This window comes from Acaryochloris sp. CCMEE 5410, assembly GCF_000238775.2.
In the GTDB taxonomy this organism is placed as follows: Bacteria; Cyanobacteriota; Cyanobacteriia; order Thermosynechococcales; family Thermosynechococcaceae; genus Acaryochloris.
In genome coordinates this window covers 24,974-43,175 of the sequence record NZ_AFEJ02000002.1, presented here as the reverse complement: position 1 = coordinate 43,175, position 18,202 = coordinate 24,974, and the positions used below count along the sequence as shown (strand labels likewise).

The window sequence follows — 18,202 nt, the reverse complement described above, 5'->3', positions numbered from 1 at the left end:
TCAGACTAGAACTCAAATTATTTAAAGTTTGAGTGGTCTATTTCACCTTGGGGCGTAAGCACAGAATCGGGGATGTATGGCTCAAAGAAAAACGGGTCAAGGACAATAGATCCTGTACCCGAATCAAAAACTTGTCATGAGCCTAACATCGCAATTGCCAGCCGTACTAGCCCATCACGAATTTCTAGAACAGGTCGAAGCACTCAAAGAATCACCCAGCCTGAGTCAGATGGTTTATATCGTTCTGCAAATGGGTTTGTTTTTGGCTCGATGGCTTCTGGAGGATGAACTCTCACGGCGAGCAAAAACAGTATTTGAATGGCCTAGGTGTAGCACCTGCGGAACCCGCTTGCACTCGAAGGGATGGGAATCTCGTCAGATGCAGACACTGGTGGGAAATATTTACTGAAAGCGACGGGTGGGTCGTTGTCCAAAAGGGTGTCCAGGTAGTCTATCAGCTCCTCTGGATCAATCCATTGGGATTACCTCTTACCAGCACAGCAGTAAAGAACTGGTGCGTCTAGGCTGCTTGTTAAGTCTATTTATGCCCTATGAACTGGCCAGTTGGATGCTGAGTCAGTGGAGTGGTTTATCCGTCAGTTCATCAAGCTTGTGGAATTGGGTGCAAGTCATGGGCAACAAAGCTTATCAGGAGCTAGAGGCTCAACTCAAAGCTCAAGCATCAGGTGAACAGGCTCCTAGTGAAGCGATTTCAGAGGTGTTGTCTGCTCTGCCTTTGGCCATTGCTGCTGACGGTGTGATGGTGCCCTTTCGCCCCACTCCAAAACCCCCAAGGGAAAATCCAGTGGCGAGAAGTTAAAGTCGCTATCTTAGCCCGCCTGGGAACACGGCTCACCCGAGCTAAAAGAGTGTCCCCAACTACTGCGTCGAAGACTGGTAGCAGTATTGGGCGATATCGACCAGTTCATCCCCTTACTGCAACTCGAAGCCCGCAAACAAGACTTTGAATCGGCCCCAAGCGTCATCTGGTTGAGTGATGGGGGCGAGGCTTCTGGCGAGTCTACCGCACCTTGTTCTCTCACTGTGCTGTGGCAGTTCTCGATTTTTTCATGCAGCAGGCCATCTTGCACGAGCAACAAAAGTGATGTTTGGGGATGTTCGCTCTGCTCAAGCCCAAGCCTGGTTCCGGCGCTGGCGACACCAATTGCGACATGGGCAACACCTATTAGTATTGCGGTCCTTGACGATGTTGATTCACTCACAATTGTTTACGGGCAAATCTTTTACGACGTTGCTCCAGGTACAGGCTTATTTCCAGCGCCATCTGCGACACATCCAATATCGCCACTTTGAACAACTACAGATACCGCTGGGGTCAGGAATGGTCGAAAGTGCTTGTAAGTGGCTGATTCAACAGCGCTTTAAGGGGTTGGTATGCGCTGGAGTGAGGATGGTTTCAATCATCTACTCATGCTGCGGCTTGCCTGGGTCAATCAACGGTTTGACTCCCTATTCCCAGGGGTAACCATTCCGAAGTCTAAGGCATCCCCGATCCATTAGCTACGCCCTTCACCTTGGCTACTAGGGCAGCTCGATTGGCAACACCAACTTTTCTGTATAGACGTTTCAACCTTTGTTTCACCCCATCTACACTGATGTGTAGGTAATGACTAATCTCTCGATTGGTGAACCCTTGGGCTACAAGATCAACGATCTCTAATTCTCGATCTGTGAGGACGGCGTGTTTCGCCGAAGCTTGGTGATTGAAGCGAAGGGTCGTAAATTGAACGGCTAAATGCTGGCATAAAGTGCTGATACGCAGTAAATCCCTGGTTTTGAAGGGAGGATAACCTTGATGACGCAGAAAGTAGAGGCCACCCAGTAATTGACCTGAACCTAAAATTGGAGCTACCACGCCATGTTCGATATGGTAGGTCTTGAACAGATCATCCATTTCATTGGATGGTTGCTTTTGAGAAGAAAGGGAGCACAGCTGTATAGGAATGTGCTGACGAAGCATCTGCTGGCTGGTAATGTCTTGATCACGACCAATGGCTTGATAGCGATTGCAAAAGGATACGGGGAGTCCTTGCAGATCTGAGCCCATGATTTTTTGCTGATAGTCCAGAAGATCTAGCCCCCAAGCTTGGGATCCTGTGCAATAACCTGCCTTGTCCAATAGCTGCGATCGCAACTCAGATTCGGTCTTGGCAGAGATAATGGCATGGATTAAGGGTGTCAATCCCATAGTTGTACCCATTTGGGGACTCGGAAATCAGTATGTATTTGGATAAGGTGAACCCGTTCAAATCTATGTCAATCCTATGGTTCTTCCAATATCCAGCATTTTTTTGAGCCTCAACAGTTTGCTCGCGGTTGTCTTATCTCTCACGGTTGTCTGGGAGCGAGCCCAAGCTCGACTTTGGCATGGTGTGTGCCCAGCGGATATTGTTCATCAACGGGACTACCTGGATGATCCAAATCGATGGGCAGCTTGGGTAGAGAAACTGACGAAGGGATGGTTCTTGACTTTCGAGCCTAATCAGGGCCGTTTACAACGGAAGGTACGCGCGTTTGGCAACTTTGTTGAATACACCCCTTTGGTCATTCTGTTTTTAGTCGTTTTAGAACTTATGCAGGCCCCATCTCCTCTCCTTTGGGGATTGGGGATAGCCTATAGCGTGGGCAGAATGGCCCATGCTATAGGCGTGATGGAGACCTATGGTCCCTCCCCAGGGAGAGCCATAGGTTACTTTTTGACGCTGTTGGTGTATTTGATAGGTGCAGGCGCTTGCCTAACCTTGGGAAGCCGTTTTTACTTCAGTTAAAAGACTACGAGTCACTTCCGTAGGCATGCGGGGACCAAGACTGGCGACGAGTTTAGCTGCGGCAACGGATCCGAGTTGTCCAGCTTCCCTATAGCTCATGCCATTGGTAATGCCATAGAGCACAGCTCCGGCATACATATCGCCAGCTCCAACGGTATCGATGGCCTGTACTGGGGTCGGTGCAATTTCTATGACTTGCTGACCATCGTAAATCAAAGAGCCTTGGGGACCCCGAGTGATGGCAAAATAGGTTGCCAGGGTCTTCATATGGTCAATGGCAGCGGAAATATCCTCGGTCTCTGCCATTTTTAGGGCTTCACTTTCATTGGCAAAGATTAAATCTAAACCGGAGCCAATCATCTCCAATAGACCGTCTTTGAAAAAGCTGACCATGTTGAAGTCAGATAGGGTCAGGGAGACTTTTTGGCCTGCGGCTTTAGCCATATCTCTGGCTTTGATGGCAGCTGCTTTGGCATCGGGAGAGGTGACTAGGTAGCCTTCGATATAGGTGTAGGTGGAATCTGCGATCGCATCCGGCAACAATTCAGCTTCAGAAAAGCGTCCAGAGATACCCAGAAAGGTATTCATAGTTCGGTCAGCATCTGGGGTAACGAAAACCAGGCACTTACCCGTGACGCCCGCTTCTGGCTGATGCTGTTGTAAATTAGTATCGACGCCACACCGGATCAAATCATCCAGGTAAAACTGTCCCGGTTCATCACTGGCAACTTTGCAAGAGTAGCAAGACTTCCCCCCAAACTGGCTAATGGCAATCAGGGTGTTGGCTGCCGAGCCACCACATCCTCGCTTCAGGGAATAGCTACTGAGATGGTCAATGATTCGCTGTTGATCAGCTTCTTCTAATAGGGTCATCACGCCCTTATCGACCCCAAGGTTCTGCAAGACCTCTACAGAAACTTCGCATTCAATATCTACGAGGGCGTTGCCGAGACCGTAAACGTCGTATTTTGCCATCTGTCATCCTGTACTCATCAAATCGCTGATTCTTCAGCGGATCATGAACACTGTAATGCATTTGCATTGATTAAAGGTGAATCAACCCTTTCAGAGGTAAAACGCGCTCGGCAGGACTCGAACCTGCGACCAATTGCTTAGAAGGCAACTGCTCTATCCGCTGAGCTACGAGCGCTAATGACTCTAACTAGACTATGCTAACTGTCTAACTTTGTCGATGCTAACTTGTCGACTCTTTGGCCAATGAGCGTGAAACAAAATTTCTAAGTCTCGGTTTTTGCCCATAGGGCAATCCCTCCTCCCCGACCACGAGCCGCAAGGACCTGATCTTTAATCAGAAAATAAACAAAAAAGGCTTGGGTGCGGACATGCCCATCCCAAAAGGTCTGTTCGCTCTCTTGGCCTCCTCGGATAAATCCCTGATATAGGGTCCGACCAAAGGCCTTAAACTCCACTCTTGTAAAGTCAAAGGCCATAATATTTTTTTTTGACCAACAACGAGCTGGGCCAGTCAAAGATAAGCTCAATCCTGCCCAATGGACTTGGTTGACAATTTGTCCAACGGTGTCTGAGGTTTGGGGGCCATAATCCGTCGGGTTGCCGGGGGAATAGACGATTTGCATCTTGACCCAGCGGGGAATGTAGAATCCGTTACCGACAGTTTTGTTTTGATGTTGATGGGGTTTTTTCGTTCCTGTCACAAAACAAAGTCGCCAGGTCCCTATAAACTGCTCAAACCTAAGATCCGACTGGGATTGAGTTACCTTTTCCCGTTGTAATAGAGATTCAATTAAGGACTGGGGCGGAATTTTGGGGGCAGACCCCGTTAAGGCAGCATGGGCTGCTTGCACAAACGCCTGATCTAGGACATCGGGTTGTTTCTCTGGCATGACAGACATTTCAAACAGTCTTGGGGATAATGTTGCAAACCAACAGTTGACGGAACAAGGAAAAGCGTTAACCTTAATCACCCAAATCATAAACTGTCGCCTTATACTAAGGGGCAGTTTGGGGATATCTTTTCAGCCCTGACCCCCAAGCAAAGTAATTGACTGTGTCTAAGTTGTTGACAAAATTTAGTCTGAAGCTATGGTCAGACCCTCAGCAACAACAAGCCTTTATACAGGCATTGACGGAGCCACAGCCCTATAGCCCTTGTATTGCTTGGATCAAAGAACGGACAGATAAAGCCTTCTTTCAACGGGTTGACGCCCTACCTTGGCAGCTTCCCTTTGTGGATCGATTGGCAGTGGGAGAGCGTCCCGGAAAGCATGATTTGCATCACCAGGGAGCCTATTATTGCCTAGATTTCTCCTCGGTATTTGCCGCAACTCCTCTCACGGTTATTCGGAAAAAGCCTAATGTCGTGCTCGATCTATGTGCAGCTCCGGGAGGGAAAAGCCTTTTAGCTTGGCGATTGCTACAGCCCCACTTGCTGGTGAGTAACGAAGTGATTGGTAAGCGGGTGGGAATGCTCATTAGCAATTTAAAACGATGTCAAGTTAAGCCTGTACAGGTGTTGAGCGCAGACCCATCTGTACTAGCTGAAGCGATTCCTGCCAGTGCTGATGTGGTGTTAGTCGATGCCCCTTGTACGGGGCAATCTTTGTTGGCGAAGGGGGAGTCTGCACCCGGCTGTTTCCATCCCGCTTCTATCCAACATAATGTGAAGCGACAAAGACGCATCCTGGCTAATGCCTCCCGTTTAGTGGTGCCAGGAGGCTATTTGGCCTATATGACCTGTGCGTTCTCTGAAGCGGAAAATGAGCGGGTCTGTCGCTGGTTTACTCGCCGCTTTCTCAACTTCGAACCTCAAACGGTTGATGCCTTATTGACTTTTCAATCCCACCTAACGGATATGCCTTGTTATCGGATATGGCCCCAGTCTGGTTTGGGAGCAGGTGCTTTCACCATGTTATTTCGCAATACCCAAGGGGCAGAATCCATGGTTCAACCCTTAGGGGCATGGCTGGATGAGAACGCTCGTTGGTCTTCTGAATAGATGTTGCCCTGGATGTATTGAGGGGATTGGGGTGCGATCGCAAACGGTTCTCTCTGCCAACCTGACAACAATAGCTCCCGCAAAATGTTCAGATAGGCCAGATATTTAACTGTAGTCTGTTCATTATCTCTATAAATAGGGAGGCTACTGGAAACGATGATACGGTCAATATGTTGTGGGCTAGCACTAAACCTATACCTAGCGGTAGTGGTTCTAGCCTATGCAACAATGATTAACAAAGCTTCCCTAAGATATCTTGCTCTATGTAAATTAGAGACAATACCCAAAACCTTGGCATTAATACTTTTACTTTTTCCCACTTTTTCGTTAGTACTAACTTATGAATGCTCCGTCAAAAACAAAAACCCAGACGTTTAACTTACTCAGCATTGGTCATCGGGGTGTGGGTAAAACTGTCTTTTTGGTGGGTAGCTATGCTGAGCAAAAAGCGAATAGTGGGTCGCGCAAATCATCTACCTGGTTTGACTGTCAGGATACCCAGGTTCAACATAACCTGAATACCTTGCTGGAATATATTGCCCAAACAGGTCAATATCCGCCAGCAACGATGAAAATAACGAATTTTAATTTTGCCGCGAAAACTCAAAACCTTTTTGGTGAAAAGGATCTGTGTCAGTTTCGCTGGTGGGATATTCCAGGAGAAATCTGCAACAACGACAACCCCAATTTCCAGAAAATGGTGATGGACTCCCATGGTTGTTGTGTCTTTATTGATACCTATACGCTATTTAATAATTCTGCTTATAGCCAGACGCTTCAAGGCATTGTGAAACAGGTAGAAACTATCGCCTCACTGGCTCGACAAAGTGGTTTGACCTATATTTTTGCTATTGTGCTAACAAAATGTGATCTTTTGGCGGAAAATCCCCAGAAATTGCTAAAAATAGAAGAAAATATTCGACCCTTAATGGCTCGTTTGGATGCGAATCAGATACAATACCGCAGGTTTTACTCTACGATTCCCATCGTTAAAAATGGAAAAATGTCGGTTCTGCAGGCAAAAGGGGCTTCTGCGCCGTTGCTCTGGTTGGCGACGGAACTAAGTAAAATTCATCGAAAAGGTAAGCCCCAGTCTTTAGCGAGTGGATTTAACCGTCTGTTAGACAATACGGCCCAACCATTAGCAACCGTCAAATCGAGTAATCGATCAAGATCCTCATTTGGAAGTAAACGAATGCTAGGTCTCGGAGCTGCATTGATAGCGGTCATCTTAGCAATCTTCTTAGGCACCCGTGTATTGTTTTCACCCAAAAGAACACTGACCGTAGCGGATAGGATTGAGAATAATCAAAAAGTACTTGAAAACGACCCCAATGATCTTGAAGCTTTAACACAGCTTTCTCAAATATATCGAGATCTGCTTGAATACGATAAAGCATTGCCACTGACGGAAAAACTGGTCAGTTTACAACCTGAAAATACACTGCATCTGAGTGATTTGGCTTTCCTCTATGCAGTTAAAGGGAACAAGCAGAAAGAAGAAGGTGTCTATGACAAAATCATTGAGTTAGATCCTGATAATATTCTGGCTTTAACTAGCAAAGCTTCCTTGCGTGTCGAACAGGGGGATAAAGCAGCTGCAAAAGTCCTATTTACCAAGGCTGAGGCTGCTGCACCAACGGATCCGTTAAAACAGCAAATTCGGCAGATGGCTGAAAAAGTTCAGTCTAAATCTAGCCAATAATCTCACTTTAGGAAGACCCTCTGATGCTAACGCTAGATCTTGGTCAACTGGTTTACACTAGCTTCCCTGATCAGGGCTTTCAGACTCTCAGTAGTGCTGATGTCCCGGAGGAAGTGAAACAAGTTTTTTTAACCCAGGTGGTTTATAAGTATTGGAATTCTTACGCGCCGCCTCAGCCAGGATATCGAGCGGCTTACCTTGCTCAAATCTCTCCTGAGCTAACCTTATTTGGCTGGATGTATAACCAAGGGGATGATGACTTAGGCCGAAGTCACATCCCCTACTTTATTGCCTATTGTTTAGCGGGTGCCCTGGATAATCCTCTCTTGGATACAATCTATGCCTGCTTGGAGAGAGGTCCTGTGACGTTTATTGAACGTCACAGGGTTTCGTCTGATCTCCATAGGGTCGTCATTGACCAGATAGATGGCTTGCAGCCGACATTGCCCGGCGTGATGGTTCCGTCTGGTACCCGGGCACGATGTCGTTTGCTACTCAACAAAGGTAAGCTACTCAATTTCTCGGTGGCTATCCCCGGCGAGTCGGAGGTGGTGAACGGCAAAGAGAATGATTCTGAAATGCCGCAAGAAACATCGGCTGATGCCCTCGTACCAGAAATGGACAATCAGCCCCTTTTGTCTTCCCTGGAGCGTTTGCTAGAGTCTCCGAGAATTACCTTAGACTCGATGACTCGGGTACCCACGACTAAGAATGCTCTGTTGATTGGGGTCAGCCATTGTGAGCATGGCTTTGAACCATTGCCAGGGGTCCAGCAGGATATTGCGGTGATGAAGCAAGTCCTAGAAAATCCTAAAATCGCTGCTTTTGATGAGGTCCAAACCTTACTGAACCCGAATCCCCAAATTTTGGCAGAATCCCTAGAAAGCTTTTGCCAAGATCGAGATGTTGATGATCTGCTCGTGGTCTATTTTTCTGGCCATGGGGTGGTGTTGGATGATCATGGCCGATTTGGGTTAACCACTAGTATGAGCCGCACTAACTCAAAAGGTAAAGTGGTGCGGTCAACCCTAGTTTCAGCCGATCTGCTCCAAGATATTTTGAATGATAGTAAGGCAGAACGACAGGTTGTAGTTTTAGATTGCTGCTATCGACAAACTGACACCTCTGCTATCAATCCCCATCTCGGGGGGGTGAATCTCCCTCAATATTTAGGTGGATTGGGGCGGACGATTATGACCTCAGCGACTCAGGCTCGCCATGCATTTGTGCATAAGGGAGCTGATCTATCCCTTTACACGTTTTATTTAGTGGAAGGGTTAAGAACTGGTGCTGCAGATCAAAATTGTGACGGCAGTATTTCGGTGGAGGAATGGTATGCCTATGGGAAGCGCAAGGTCAAACAAGAGATTCCGGCAATTGAACCGCAAATTTATAATGTCAAGGCAGTACAGAATTTAGCTTTGGCTCAAGCTGCCATCGATGAACCCCAATTTGTCTATCGCCGTCAGTTCGAATTCTATGCAGGGCGTGGAGAGGTATCGCAGGTAAATCGGGTGATTTTGGATAATCTTCAGTCCAGCCTTGATCTGGACTTAGAGATGGCCAAGATGATTGAGGCGGAGGTGAGTAAACCGGGTAAAGCCTATCAGACTAAACTGCAAGAATATGCCATGGCCTTTGTGGAGGCCGTGCGCCAAGAATATCCGGTCAGTGATTATTTGCAGGATCAGTTTCGGCAGTTTCAAGCCACCTTGGGGTTAACGGATGCAGATACGATTCCAGTTGAATCCGCGATTATTCGTCAGGTTCAGGTGATCCAATTCCCTGGACAGGCCCCTGAACCGCCGAGACGTGCGGTACCTAGTTCAACCTGGTCAAATCAAACGGTGATTCAGCCGCTCCATCAGGCTCTGGGGGTTGGGCAACAGACCCTGAAGACCTCAGCTCAGCGCCTGACTTCCCTGGGGCAAAATCTGTCTATGATCGTGAGTCAGTCTGTACGGAATGCTCGATATCGGGTGAACTTGTCTTCCGTGTCTTGGCGTCAGGTGCAGTCGGTACCCAAGCGGGTTTGGTGGTTTGCGGGGGCGGGTGCGATCGCACTTCTGCTACTAATGTCTATTCTGCGTCAACAACAAGAGGCGCAACAGCGGCAGAAAGAGGCACAGCAGATGGAGTTTTGGCAATCCCTGGCCCAACAGAAACGCTATGACACCTGTATTGCCCAGACTCAAAATATTCCCAAAGATTCTCGACTCTATCCTTCTGCTCAGAAACTATTCTCCCAGTGCCAGGCAGGTATCAATTGGAAGAATGCTCAATTAAAAACCTTGTCGAATGCCCCGAAACAGGCAATTTGGTCTGTTGCCCTCAGCCCAGATGGCAAGACCTTGATTGGCAGTGGTGACCAAAACGATATTAAGTTGTGGAACTTAGGGAAAGGCCAGCTCATTCGAACTCTGTCAGATCACAAAGATCAGGTTTGGACGATTGCCCTAGGCCCTAAAGGTAAAATCTTAGCCAGTGCTAGTGGGGATTGCACGATTAAATTGTGGGATGTACCCACCGGGAAGCTCCTTAGAACCTTTGCCGCCCATCCAGCAACCGTATGGTCTGTGGCCATTAGCCCTGACGGCACGTTGTTGGTCAGTGGGAGTGAAGATCAAACCCTGAAAGTTTGGAATATTAAAACGGGCAAGCTTGTCCGCACCCTCAAGGGACATTCGGGGCAAGTGCGCTCGGTGACCATTAGTGCCAATGGTCAGATGATTGCCAGTGCTAGCAGTGATAAGACGGTGAAGTTATGGGAACTGAAGTCAGGCAAGCTTCTGCGGACCTTTAAGGGACATACGGGCCGGGTAATTTCCATTGCCTTTGGACCTTCCAGCCAACAGTTAGCCAGCGCTGGTCAGGATAAAACCGTAAGGCTCTGGGATCTGAAATCTGGAAAATTGAGTCGAACCCTTCAGGAGCATACTAAACCCGTGACGGCGGTGACCTTTAGTCCTGATGGGAATACATTGGCAACGGGGAGTTTAGATCGGACGGTCAAACTCTGGAACCTTTCGACGGGGGCCTTACGTCATACTCTCACAGGCTATCAAGGCGATATTTATTCCTTGGCTTTTGCCGCCGATGGTCAGTCTTTGGTCAGTAGCAGTAAAAATAGTGCTATTAAAGTCTGGAGCCGGGATTAGCCCGTGAGCGAATTTTTTGGGGTAAGGGGCATAATTGGGTTGGAATGGGGTGAAAGATTGAGAATTAATCGGTAGGATAGAGCCAATCTTCGAGTGTTTGGTGCTAAAACCTTTGTTGAAAACGAGACCTTAGGGGAAGAATGCAGATGAAATCTAAAGTATTAATGCCGCTTCTGTTGTTGGCTGTACTGGGAGTTCCTGGTCGTGCGATGGCCCATGCCCTGGAGACGAACTATGTCTTAGAAGAAGCGAATAAGGTTCAGTTTACGGCTGTATTCAGTACAGGTGAGCCCCATAAAAAGGCCAAAGTCAAAATCTATTCCCCTGACAATTTGACTGAGCCAGTGATGGAGACCGAAACGGATGAAAATGGCCAGTTTACCTTTGATACCAGCGAAATAATGCCGGGAGAGTGGGAAGTTAGCATTGGCGAGTCGGGTCATCAAGATATTTTGACAGTACCTGTGACCCCGAAGGGAATTAATCTGAATGAGATTAGCGAAGCTCCCCGCCACCAGTCTCCTCAAATTCCCCTAGTGGCGATTGTTCTCTCTGGCGGGATGGGATCGGCAGCTGTGCTATCTCGCAAACTCAGGTCAATCAAGTAATAGCTGCTTTTGTCAGGGGAATTTCCCTTGCAGTAGCAGCAACTAGCATCAGTCTATTCTCTTGGTTTAAGAGAAATTAGCCATTAGAAAGCCCACCCATTAAAAAGGTGGGCTTTCTAATGGCTTTCCATACAAAGCTGGAGGCACTATAAAATCTGAATCGGTATGGCTTCAATTGGGACGCTAGGATCAAGGCCAATGTGCTGTAATGAAGTATCAACTTTCGGCTAACCATTCCCTTATTCGGTTTTAATCTCCCTTATGAAAAAAGCGTTTGTCCTTGATACGAATGTACTGTTGCATGATCCAAATGCCATCTTTCGCTTTGAGGATAACGACGTCGTCTTGCCGATTACGATTATTGAAGAACTCGATCGGTTCAAAAAGCAGCCCCAAGAAACCGGGCGGAATGCCCGTCAGGTGTCGCGAACCTTGGATGATCTGAGGGCGCAGGGGCAACTGACAAAAGGGATTGAACTGCCAAAGGGTGGAACAATACGGGTTGCATTGTGCGATCGCATCACCCTCAAAGAGCTGCCCCCAGAACTAGAAGGGGACCAAGCCGATAACGCAATTCTGGCCGTGGCCTTGGAACTGAAAAATCAGTGCCAATGTCCCGTGGCTTTAGTGAGCAAAGATACCAATCTCCGCATAAAAGCGGATGTTTTAGGTTTGGCCGCAGAGGACTACTCCACCGATAAAGTTGATGTTGAAGGGCTCTATACCGGCATGACTGAAGTCATGGTAGGGAGCGATACGATTAGTCAGCTCTTCCAATCGGGACAAGCCACCCTGGCCGAAAAAACATGGCCCAATCAGGCGGTCACTTTAGTGGATAGTCTCAAGCCTTCCCATACAGCCTTAGCTTTAGCCGGTGATCTTACGGGCGAAGTCATGCCGTTGCCCAAATTTCCCCATAACGGCATTTCTAGAATTCGGGCGCGGAATCGCGAACAAAAATTCGCCTTTGAATTGCTCATGCGAGACGATATTGCCTTAGTCACCTTGGTCGGGAAAGCGGGAACCGGCAAAACGTTGATTGCGATCGCAGCAGGCTTACATAAAGTTGCGGATGAGAAGAACTATAGCCGTCTGTTAATTGCCCGTCCTGTTGTGCCCATGGGACGAGATTTGGGGTATTTACCGGGGGATATTGACGAAAAACTCACCCCTTGGATGCAGCCTCTCTATGACAATTTTGATCTGATTTTTGGGACTCAAGAAGCGGTGGGGCAACCTCAGCATTGGCGGCGGGGACATGAAGAGTTAATGGACCAAGGGCTCCTCCAAATAGAACCCCTCACCTATATTCGCGGACGGACTATTCCCAAACAATTTTTGATTGTGGATGAAGCCCAAAACCTGACTCCCCATGAAGTTAAAACGATTTTGACGCGGGCCGGGGAAGAGACCAAAGTGGTGCTCACTGGAGACCCTGAGCAAATCGATAATCCCTATGTAGATGCGGCCAGTAATGGGTTGACCTACGTGGTAGAGCGATTTAAATCTGAGCCCATAGCGGGCCATATCACTCTGTATCAAGGTGAACGATCTGATTTGGCCGAAAGAGCAGCAGCCTTACTGTAGAAAAGTAAACTCCTGGTCCTAAAGTTTCAAGTCAGAGAAATAACTGGGCAAACTGGGTATGGTTCTACTGTTTATGGGATCGCCCTGCTCTTCTTTCTATGCGGACTATTTTGAACTGTTTAGAATAAATAATTTTCAAAATACAATAATCCATGGTTCTAGTTATTAATAAGGATTATTGAGGCTATTGTTTAGAGGCTTAATAAAAGTAGAAATGGCAAATTCAGCTATTCTTTGTGTTGATGATGAATCTGTAGTCCTTAGAAGTCTACGAGACCAAATTAGCAAGTATTTTGGCGAACAGCATACCTGTGAAATTGCTGAGAGTGTCGAAGAAGCGTGGGAAGTCATCGAGGAATTGAAAGAAGATAATATTGAAATTCTCCTCATTATTTCAGATTGGTTAATGCCCGGAATCAAAGGGGACGAATTCCTGATTGAATTGAATCAAAAATTCCCAGAAATTGTGACGGTGTTGTTATCAGGGCAAGCGGATCAATCTGCAGTCGAGCGAATTCACCAGAACATGCAACTTCATGCCTATGTTTCCAAGCCCTGGAATGAAGAAGATTTAATGGGTGTGATTCAAGCCGGATTGTCTACATTTCAAAAATAGAGATAGGGATTCATGTTTATCCAAACGTTGCGATCCTTTCCAGGGAAAATCGCTCGTCGCCAGAAGCTAAAAACGGTTTTAGTGGTGCCCTTCGTCTTACAGGTTTGTGCGGCCGTCGGCTTAGTGGGCTATTTATCTTTTCAGAATGGCCAACGTTCGATTGAATCTTTGGCACAACAGCTTACGGATGAAGTAGAAATCCATATTGCTGAGCGGACCCAAACCTATTTATCTGCCCCCCATGATATCAATCAGCTTAATCAGAGTGCGATTGATTTAGGCCAGCTTAAGGTTAATAACCTAAACAGCATGGAGCGTCACTTTTGGCGGCAAATTCAGATATTTAACCAAATTAGCTATATCCAGTTTGGAACACCCGAAGGCGAATTTGTCGGACTTGCGGCGAACGACGATGGTAGTTTCACCTATCAAGTCACGGAAAATACCGGAGATCTACAAACCTATACCATTCAAAAAAATGGAAAACGGGGGAAACGGATCAAAACCTCCCCTGACTTTGTTCCTCAAAAGCGCCCTTGGTACTTAGTCCCGGAAAAAGCGGATAAGCCTACTTGGACTGATATTTATGCTTGGGTCAACCCGCCAACCCTAGCGATTACCTTGGGGCAGCCCTATTACGATCCGTCTGGAACCTTTCAGGGTGTCTTAGCAACGGACTTAACCATTGCCCAGTTTAGTGATTTCCTAAAATCTCTCAAGATAGGTAAAACCGGAAAAAGTTTTATCCTAGAGCGTTCTGGGCTTCTCGTGGCAACCTCCACTTCTGAACAACCTTTTACCACATCGGATGAAGGCCCCAAACGATTACCGGCTTTGAGCAGTCAGGACCCCGTTGTGCGCGCAACGACGGAGAAACTACTGGAGCGCTTTGGGACATTACAAGAGATTTCTGTTCGTCAACAACTGGATGTCATGATTGACGGCCAGCGGCATTTTTTACAAGTGAACCCCCTACGGGATCAGCATGGTTTAGATTGGCTAAGTGTTGTTGTCGTGCCTGAATCAGACTTTATGGAGCAAATTTATGCCAATACCCGTTCAACGATTGGCTTATCCTTTGCTGCCCTGCTATCCGCTATTTTGATTGGTGTGGCAACGGCTCGGTGGGTGACTCACCCTATCCTGCAAATTAACGAAGCGGCAACAGCAATTTCATCAGGGGATCTACAACGACATGTTTCCTTAAATCGGACGGATGAGTTGGGGGAATTAGCTCGAGCGTTCAACCTGATGGTCAATGACTTAAGGGTCTCTTTGGAAGAGCGAAATGTCATGGTGGAGGCGTTGAAAGAGAGTGAGCAACAGTTAGCTGAATATAATCGGTCCCTGGAGCAGGAGGTTCAACAGCGAACCCAGGAACTGGTCCAGTCAGAAAAAATGGTGGCTTTAGGCCAACTCACAGCAGGGGTTGCCCATGAAATCAATACGCCCTTGGGAGCGATTCAAGCCGCCGGAGAAAATATTGCTTCTTCCCTAGAGAAGTCGATGCAACGGCTTCCCCAAATCCTGGACCAATTGCAGCCCGATCAATCTGACGCATTCTTTGAGTTGCTGGCGGTGGCTCAACAACAGGAGTTGTTGACTTCTCGCGAGGAACGGAAGCTAAAGCGAAGCTTGAAGAAAATCCTGGCAGAGAAAAGCTTAGAGCCTGCTAATGACATGGCCAGCATTCTCAGTAAGATGGGGGTCTCCGCTGATCTTTCACCATTTGAACCCATTCTGGCGTTGCCGAATAATACCGAAGTTTTGGATGTTGCCTATGATTTGACGGTCATACATAACAACACTCAGAATATCCGCTTGGCTGTGGGACGGGCAGCCAAAATTGTATTTGCCCTGAAGAGCTATGCTCGCCAGGATCTGAGTAATGAGAAAGTCAAAGCGTCAGTCCCCGACACGGTAGAGACGGTTCTGACCTTGTACCATAACCAGATTAAACATGGCATTGATTTAACGAAATCCTTTGAAGAAGTACCAGATATTTATTGCTATCCTGAAGAGTTGGCCCAAGTATGGACGAATCTGCTTCATAATGCCATGCAGGCCATGGATTACAAAGGCCATATTGAATTAGCCATTGGATTGGATCAACAGGGAATTCTGGTCAGCGTTACAGATTCAGGCAGTGGTATTCCTGAGGATGTGCAAGCCAAGATCTTTGATCCCTTTTTCACGACAAAACCTGCTGGCGAAGGGAGTGGTTTGGGACTAGATATCGTCCGTAAAATTGTCGATAAACACCAAGGAAAGGTCGAATGTCAGAGTCAGCCAGGGCATACTAGGTTTGAGGTTTGGTTACCCCTTGAGGTGAGCTAATCAGTTAAAAATGCGCTTGAATATCAGGTTGATCCTCATTGTATTTGAACGGAATGTGCCCAAAGTGACGACAGCGACAATGGTGGAGCAACGGTGAGCAAAGGCACGATCATTTGCATTGATGATGACCGATTGATTTTGAATACGCTACGAGATCAATTGCAGCGAATTATCGACGATAGCTACGAAATTGAGGTGGCAGAAAGTGGTGGAGAAGCCCTTGAACTCTTTACTGAGTTAGAGGTGGACCAAATCCCGATTCCCTTGGTTATTTGTGACCAAAATTTGCCGGATATGGGGGGGGATTCTCTACTCAGTTATCTACAAATTCAATATCCGAAAACCCGAAAAATTCTGTTAACAGGGGAGGCGAATTTAGATGCTGTGATTAATGCGGTTAATTCTGCCAATTTATACCGATATATCGCTAAACCCTGGGATGAAACGGACTTAGGGCTAACGGTAAAGGCGGCGTTAAAGAGTCATCTGCAAGATGAGCAGTTGATTGAGCAAAATAGAACCCTCCGAGCCATGAATGCTCAGTTGCTGGGGGTCATTGATGAGCGTCAGCTCGTCCAGCAGAAATTGCAGGAGAGTGAAACCCGTTTAGAAAGCATCCTCAATTCATTAGATGATGTGGTGTGGTCAGCAGCGGTTGACGAATTTCAGCTGTTGTATTTGAATCCGGCAGCAGAAGCGGTTCATGGCTATCCGGTGTCGTCATTCCTCAGTAATCCTGATTTATGGCTAGAGGTGGTTCATCCTGCGGATCGTCATCAAATGATCCATTTCTTTGATCAATTGCTCGTTGCCGGTTCCCTTAATATTGAATATCGAATATTGCGGCCTGATGGAGAAATTAGGTGGCTGAAAAATCGAGGACATGTGATCATGGGTGATCAAGGATGTCCCCATCGCCTAGATGGAATTATTTACGATATTACGGAGCAAAAACGGGCTCAGGCTCAATTAATCCACGATGCCTTTCATGATGAATTAACGGGACTACCCAACCGTAATTTGATGATGGAGCGCATCTCTCAATCCTTGAAGCGCCAGCATCGCAGGTCTGATTATCAATTTGCCCTGCTGTTTATTGATCTGGACCGATTTAAGATTATCAACGACAGTTTGGGACATATCGTCGGTGACCAACTGCTAGTTGCGATCGCACACCTGTTAGAAAACTGTGTACGCACCTCTGATACTGTGGCCCGTCTTGGGGGAGATGAATTTACCATTCTCCTGGATGGTATTCAGGGCATAGAGGATGCAATCCAGGTGGCAGAACGCATTCTGGAAACCTTAAAAACCCCCTTTCAGGTGGGAGAACATAGTGTCTTTACGGGATCCAGTATCGGTATCGCTTACAACTCTGTGCAGTATGACGATCCAACCTTATTATTGCGGGATGCAGATATTGCCATGTATCGTGCTAAATCCTTAGGGAAAGGTTGCTTTGTGGTATTTAGCCCAGAGATGCATGCCCAGACCCTTAGCCTGCTCAAACTTGAACGAGATCTGCGGTCTGCGGTTGATCGACAAGAATTTGTGCTGTATTACCAGCCGATCATTGACCTGCAGTCAGGAGACCTTACGGATGTTGAGGTCTTGGTTAGGTGGCAACATCCGGATCGGGGACTAGTGATGCCATCGGAATTTATCCCCTTAGCAGAAGAGACGGGTCTAATCGTAGAGATTGGTCAGTGGGTGCTTCAGGAAGCTTGCCAGACTCTACGGGTTTATCAACAACAGTTTGCCTCTGCAACGGAGTTGAAATTTAGCGTCAATTTATCCAGTGAACAACTGCAAGATCCCAACTTTATCCAAACTGTAGATCGGGTTTTATCTCAGTCCGGGCTAGACGGACGATATTTAAAGCTTGAACTCACCGAAAGTATGCTAATGTCCCATGAAGAGAAGCATATAAAGACACTGCAGCAACTGCGCGATCGCAATATCACCATCAGCCTGGATGACTTTGGGACGGGGTATTCGTCTTTGAGCTACCTTTACCGCTTTCCCTTAGACACCCTCAAAATTGATCAATCTTTTGTGAGTCGGATGATTTCTGAACCGAAAGATGCTGAGATTGTGAATACCATCATCTCCCTGGCCCGCACCTTGAATATGGATGTAATTGCCGAAGGGATTGAAACAGAAGAAGAAGTTTTACACTTAAAGAAACTGGGTTGCGAGCGGGGACAAGGATATTGGTTCTCTCCACCCATGAGTCAGGAGAAGTTGGAAGAACATCTTCAGGCTGGACCTCAATGGTTCGTTCAACAACAGCCCATGAACCCTAATCTTTCCTTTCTAGCACCATCTACGTCGCCTATTGTGGATGTGCAGAATTAAATTCCTGTAAAGACTTTCTCCACTCCGGGTGACCTAAAGAGAGAATAAGAATTAAGAGCGAGAGATG

General features: G+C 47.1%; 12 protein-coding genes, 1 tRNA gene and 1 pseudogene. 10 read left to right on the top strand and 4 right to left on the bottom strand.

Annotated elements, in window-relative coordinates; genetic code table 11:
- The first annotated feature begins 136 nt into the window (after positions 1-136).
- A pseudogene (locus ON05_RS20975) lies at positions 137-1,521 on the top strand (ISKra4 family transposase).
- On the opposite strand, the gene ON05_RS20970 reads toward ON05_RS20975, so the two are convergent.
- Positions 1,499-2,209 carry a helix-turn-helix transcriptional regulator gene (locus ON05_RS20970; RefSeq protein ID WP_262562226.1) on the bottom strand — a complete coding sequence of 237 codons (711 nt, stop codon included), beginning with the start codon at positions 2,207-2,209 and terminating at the stop codon, positions 1,499-1,501. The pseudogene ON05_RS20975 and the gene ON05_RS20970 overlap by 23 nt on opposite strands.
- 103 nt (positions 2,210-2,312) lie before the next feature.
- Between ON05_RS20970 and ON05_RS20965 the strand changes: the two genes are divergently transcribed.
- The gene (locus ON05_RS20965; protein WP_010468310.1) at positions 2,313-2,789 is read left to right on the top strand and encodes an MAPEG family protein; all 477 of its coding nucleotides are present in this window, start codon (positions 2,313-2,315) and stop codon (positions 2,787-2,789) included.
- Here ON05_RS20965 and ON05_RS20960 read toward each other — a convergent pair.
- From ON05_RS20960 to ON05_RS20950, 3 genes are all read right to left on the bottom strand, one after another.
- The gene (locus tag ON05_RS20960; RefSeq protein ID WP_010468309.1) at positions 2,757-3,764 is read right to left on the bottom strand and encodes an adenosine kinase; all 1,008 of its coding nucleotides are present in this window, start codon (positions 3,762-3,764) and stop codon (positions 2,757-2,759) included. The genes ON05_RS20965 and ON05_RS20960 overlap by 33 nt on opposite strands.
- 102 nt (positions 3,765-3,866) lie before the next feature.
- Positions 3,867-3,939 (bottom strand) — tRNA-Arg (locus ON05_RS20955).
- Between the two features lie 88 nt (positions 3,940-4,027).
- Positions 4,028-4,654, bottom strand: coding sequence for a hypothetical protein (locus ON05_RS20950; protein ID WP_039778587.1), 627 nt, complete (start codon positions 4,652-4,654; stop codon positions 4,028-4,030).
- A gap of 164 nt (positions 4,655-4,818) precedes the next feature.
- Between ON05_RS20950 and ON05_RS20945 the strand changes: the two genes are divergently transcribed.
- The 8 genes from ON05_RS20945 (at position 4,819) to ON05_RS20910 (ending at position 18,135) form a co-directional block, all read left to right on the top strand.
- Positions 4,819-5,766 (top strand): RsmB/NOP family class I SAM-dependent RNA methyltransferase, encoded by a 948-nt coding sequence (locus tag ON05_RS20945; RefSeq protein WP_010468307.1) that lies wholly within the window; start codon positions 4,819-4,821, stop codon positions 5,764-5,766.
- A 424-nt stretch (positions 5,767-6,190) separates the two neighbouring features.
- On the top strand, positions 6,191-7,471 hold the full coding sequence (locus ON05_RS20940; RefSeq protein ID WP_262562223.1) for a hypothetical protein: 1,281 nt from the start codon (positions 6,191-6,193) through the stop codon (positions 7,469-7,471).
- Positions 7,472-7,494: 23 nt separating this feature from the next.
- Entirely contained in the window at positions 7,495-10,629 is a 3,135-nt protein-coding gene (locus tag ON05_RS20935; protein WP_010468305.1) for a caspase family protein, read from the top strand.
- A 146-nt stretch (positions 10,630-10,775) separates the two neighbouring features.
- Positions 10,776-11,237 carry a hypothetical protein gene (locus tag ON05_RS20930; protein ID WP_010468304.1) on the top strand — a complete coding sequence of 154 codons (462 nt, stop codon included), beginning with the start codon at positions 10,776-10,778 and terminating at the stop codon, positions 11,235-11,237.
- A 261-nt stretch (positions 11,238-11,498) separates the two neighbouring features.
- A complete protein-coding gene (locus ON05_RS20925; protein WP_010468303.1) occupies positions 11,499-12,824 on the top strand; it encodes a PhoH family protein in 1,326 nt (441 codons plus the stop codon).
- Positions 12,825-13,038: 214 nt separating this feature from the next.
- Positions 13,039-13,440, top strand: a complete 402-nt coding sequence (locus ON05_RS20920; RefSeq protein ID WP_010468302.1) for a response regulator — start codon at positions 13,039-13,041, stop codon at positions 13,438-13,440.
- 12 nt (positions 13,441-13,452) lie between these two features.
- Positions 13,453-15,777, top strand: a complete 2,325-nt coding sequence (locus ON05_RS20915; protein ID WP_010468301.1) for an ATP-binding protein — start codon at positions 13,453-13,455, stop codon at positions 15,775-15,777.
- A gap of 93 nt (positions 15,778-15,870) precedes the next feature.
- Positions 15,871-18,135 carry an EAL domain-containing protein gene (locus ON05_RS20910; RefSeq protein ID WP_010468300.1) on the top strand — a complete coding sequence of 755 codons (2,265 nt, stop codon included), beginning with the start codon at positions 15,871-15,873 and terminating at the stop codon, positions 18,133-18,135.
- The last annotated feature ends 67 nt before the right edge of the window (positions 18,136-18,202 follow it).

Coding starts and splice junctions, on each gene's coding strand:
- ON05_RS20970 (WP_262562226.1), bottom strand. CDS start 2,209: ATGGGATTGACACCCTTAATCCATGCCATTATCTCTGCCAAGACCGAA.
- ON05_RS20960 (WP_010468309.1), bottom strand. CDS start 3,764: ATGGCAAAATACGACGTTTACGGTCTCGGCAACGCCCTCGTAGATATT.
- ON05_RS20950 (WP_039778587.1), bottom strand. CDS start 4,654: ATGCCAGAGAAACAACCCGATGTCCTAGATCAGGCGTTTGTGCAAGCA.
- ON05_RS20935 (WP_010468305.1), top strand. CDS start 7,495: ATGCTAACGCTAGATCTTGGTCAACTGGTTTACACTAGCTTCCCTGAT.
- ON05_RS20930 (WP_010468304.1), top strand. CDS start 10,776: ATGAAATCTAAAGTATTAATGCCGCTTCTGTTGTTGGCTGTACTGGGA.
- ON05_RS20925 (WP_010468303.1), top strand. CDS start 11,499: ATGAAAAAAGCGTTTGTCCTTGATACGAATGTACTGTTGCATGATCCA.
- ON05_RS20920 (WP_010468302.1), top strand. CDS start 13,039: ATGGCAAATTCAGCTATTCTTTGTGTTGATGATGAATCTGTAGTCCTT.
- ON05_RS20915 (WP_010468301.1), top strand. CDS start 13,453: ATGTTTATCCAAACGTTGCGATCCTTTCCAGGGAAAATCGCTCGTCGC.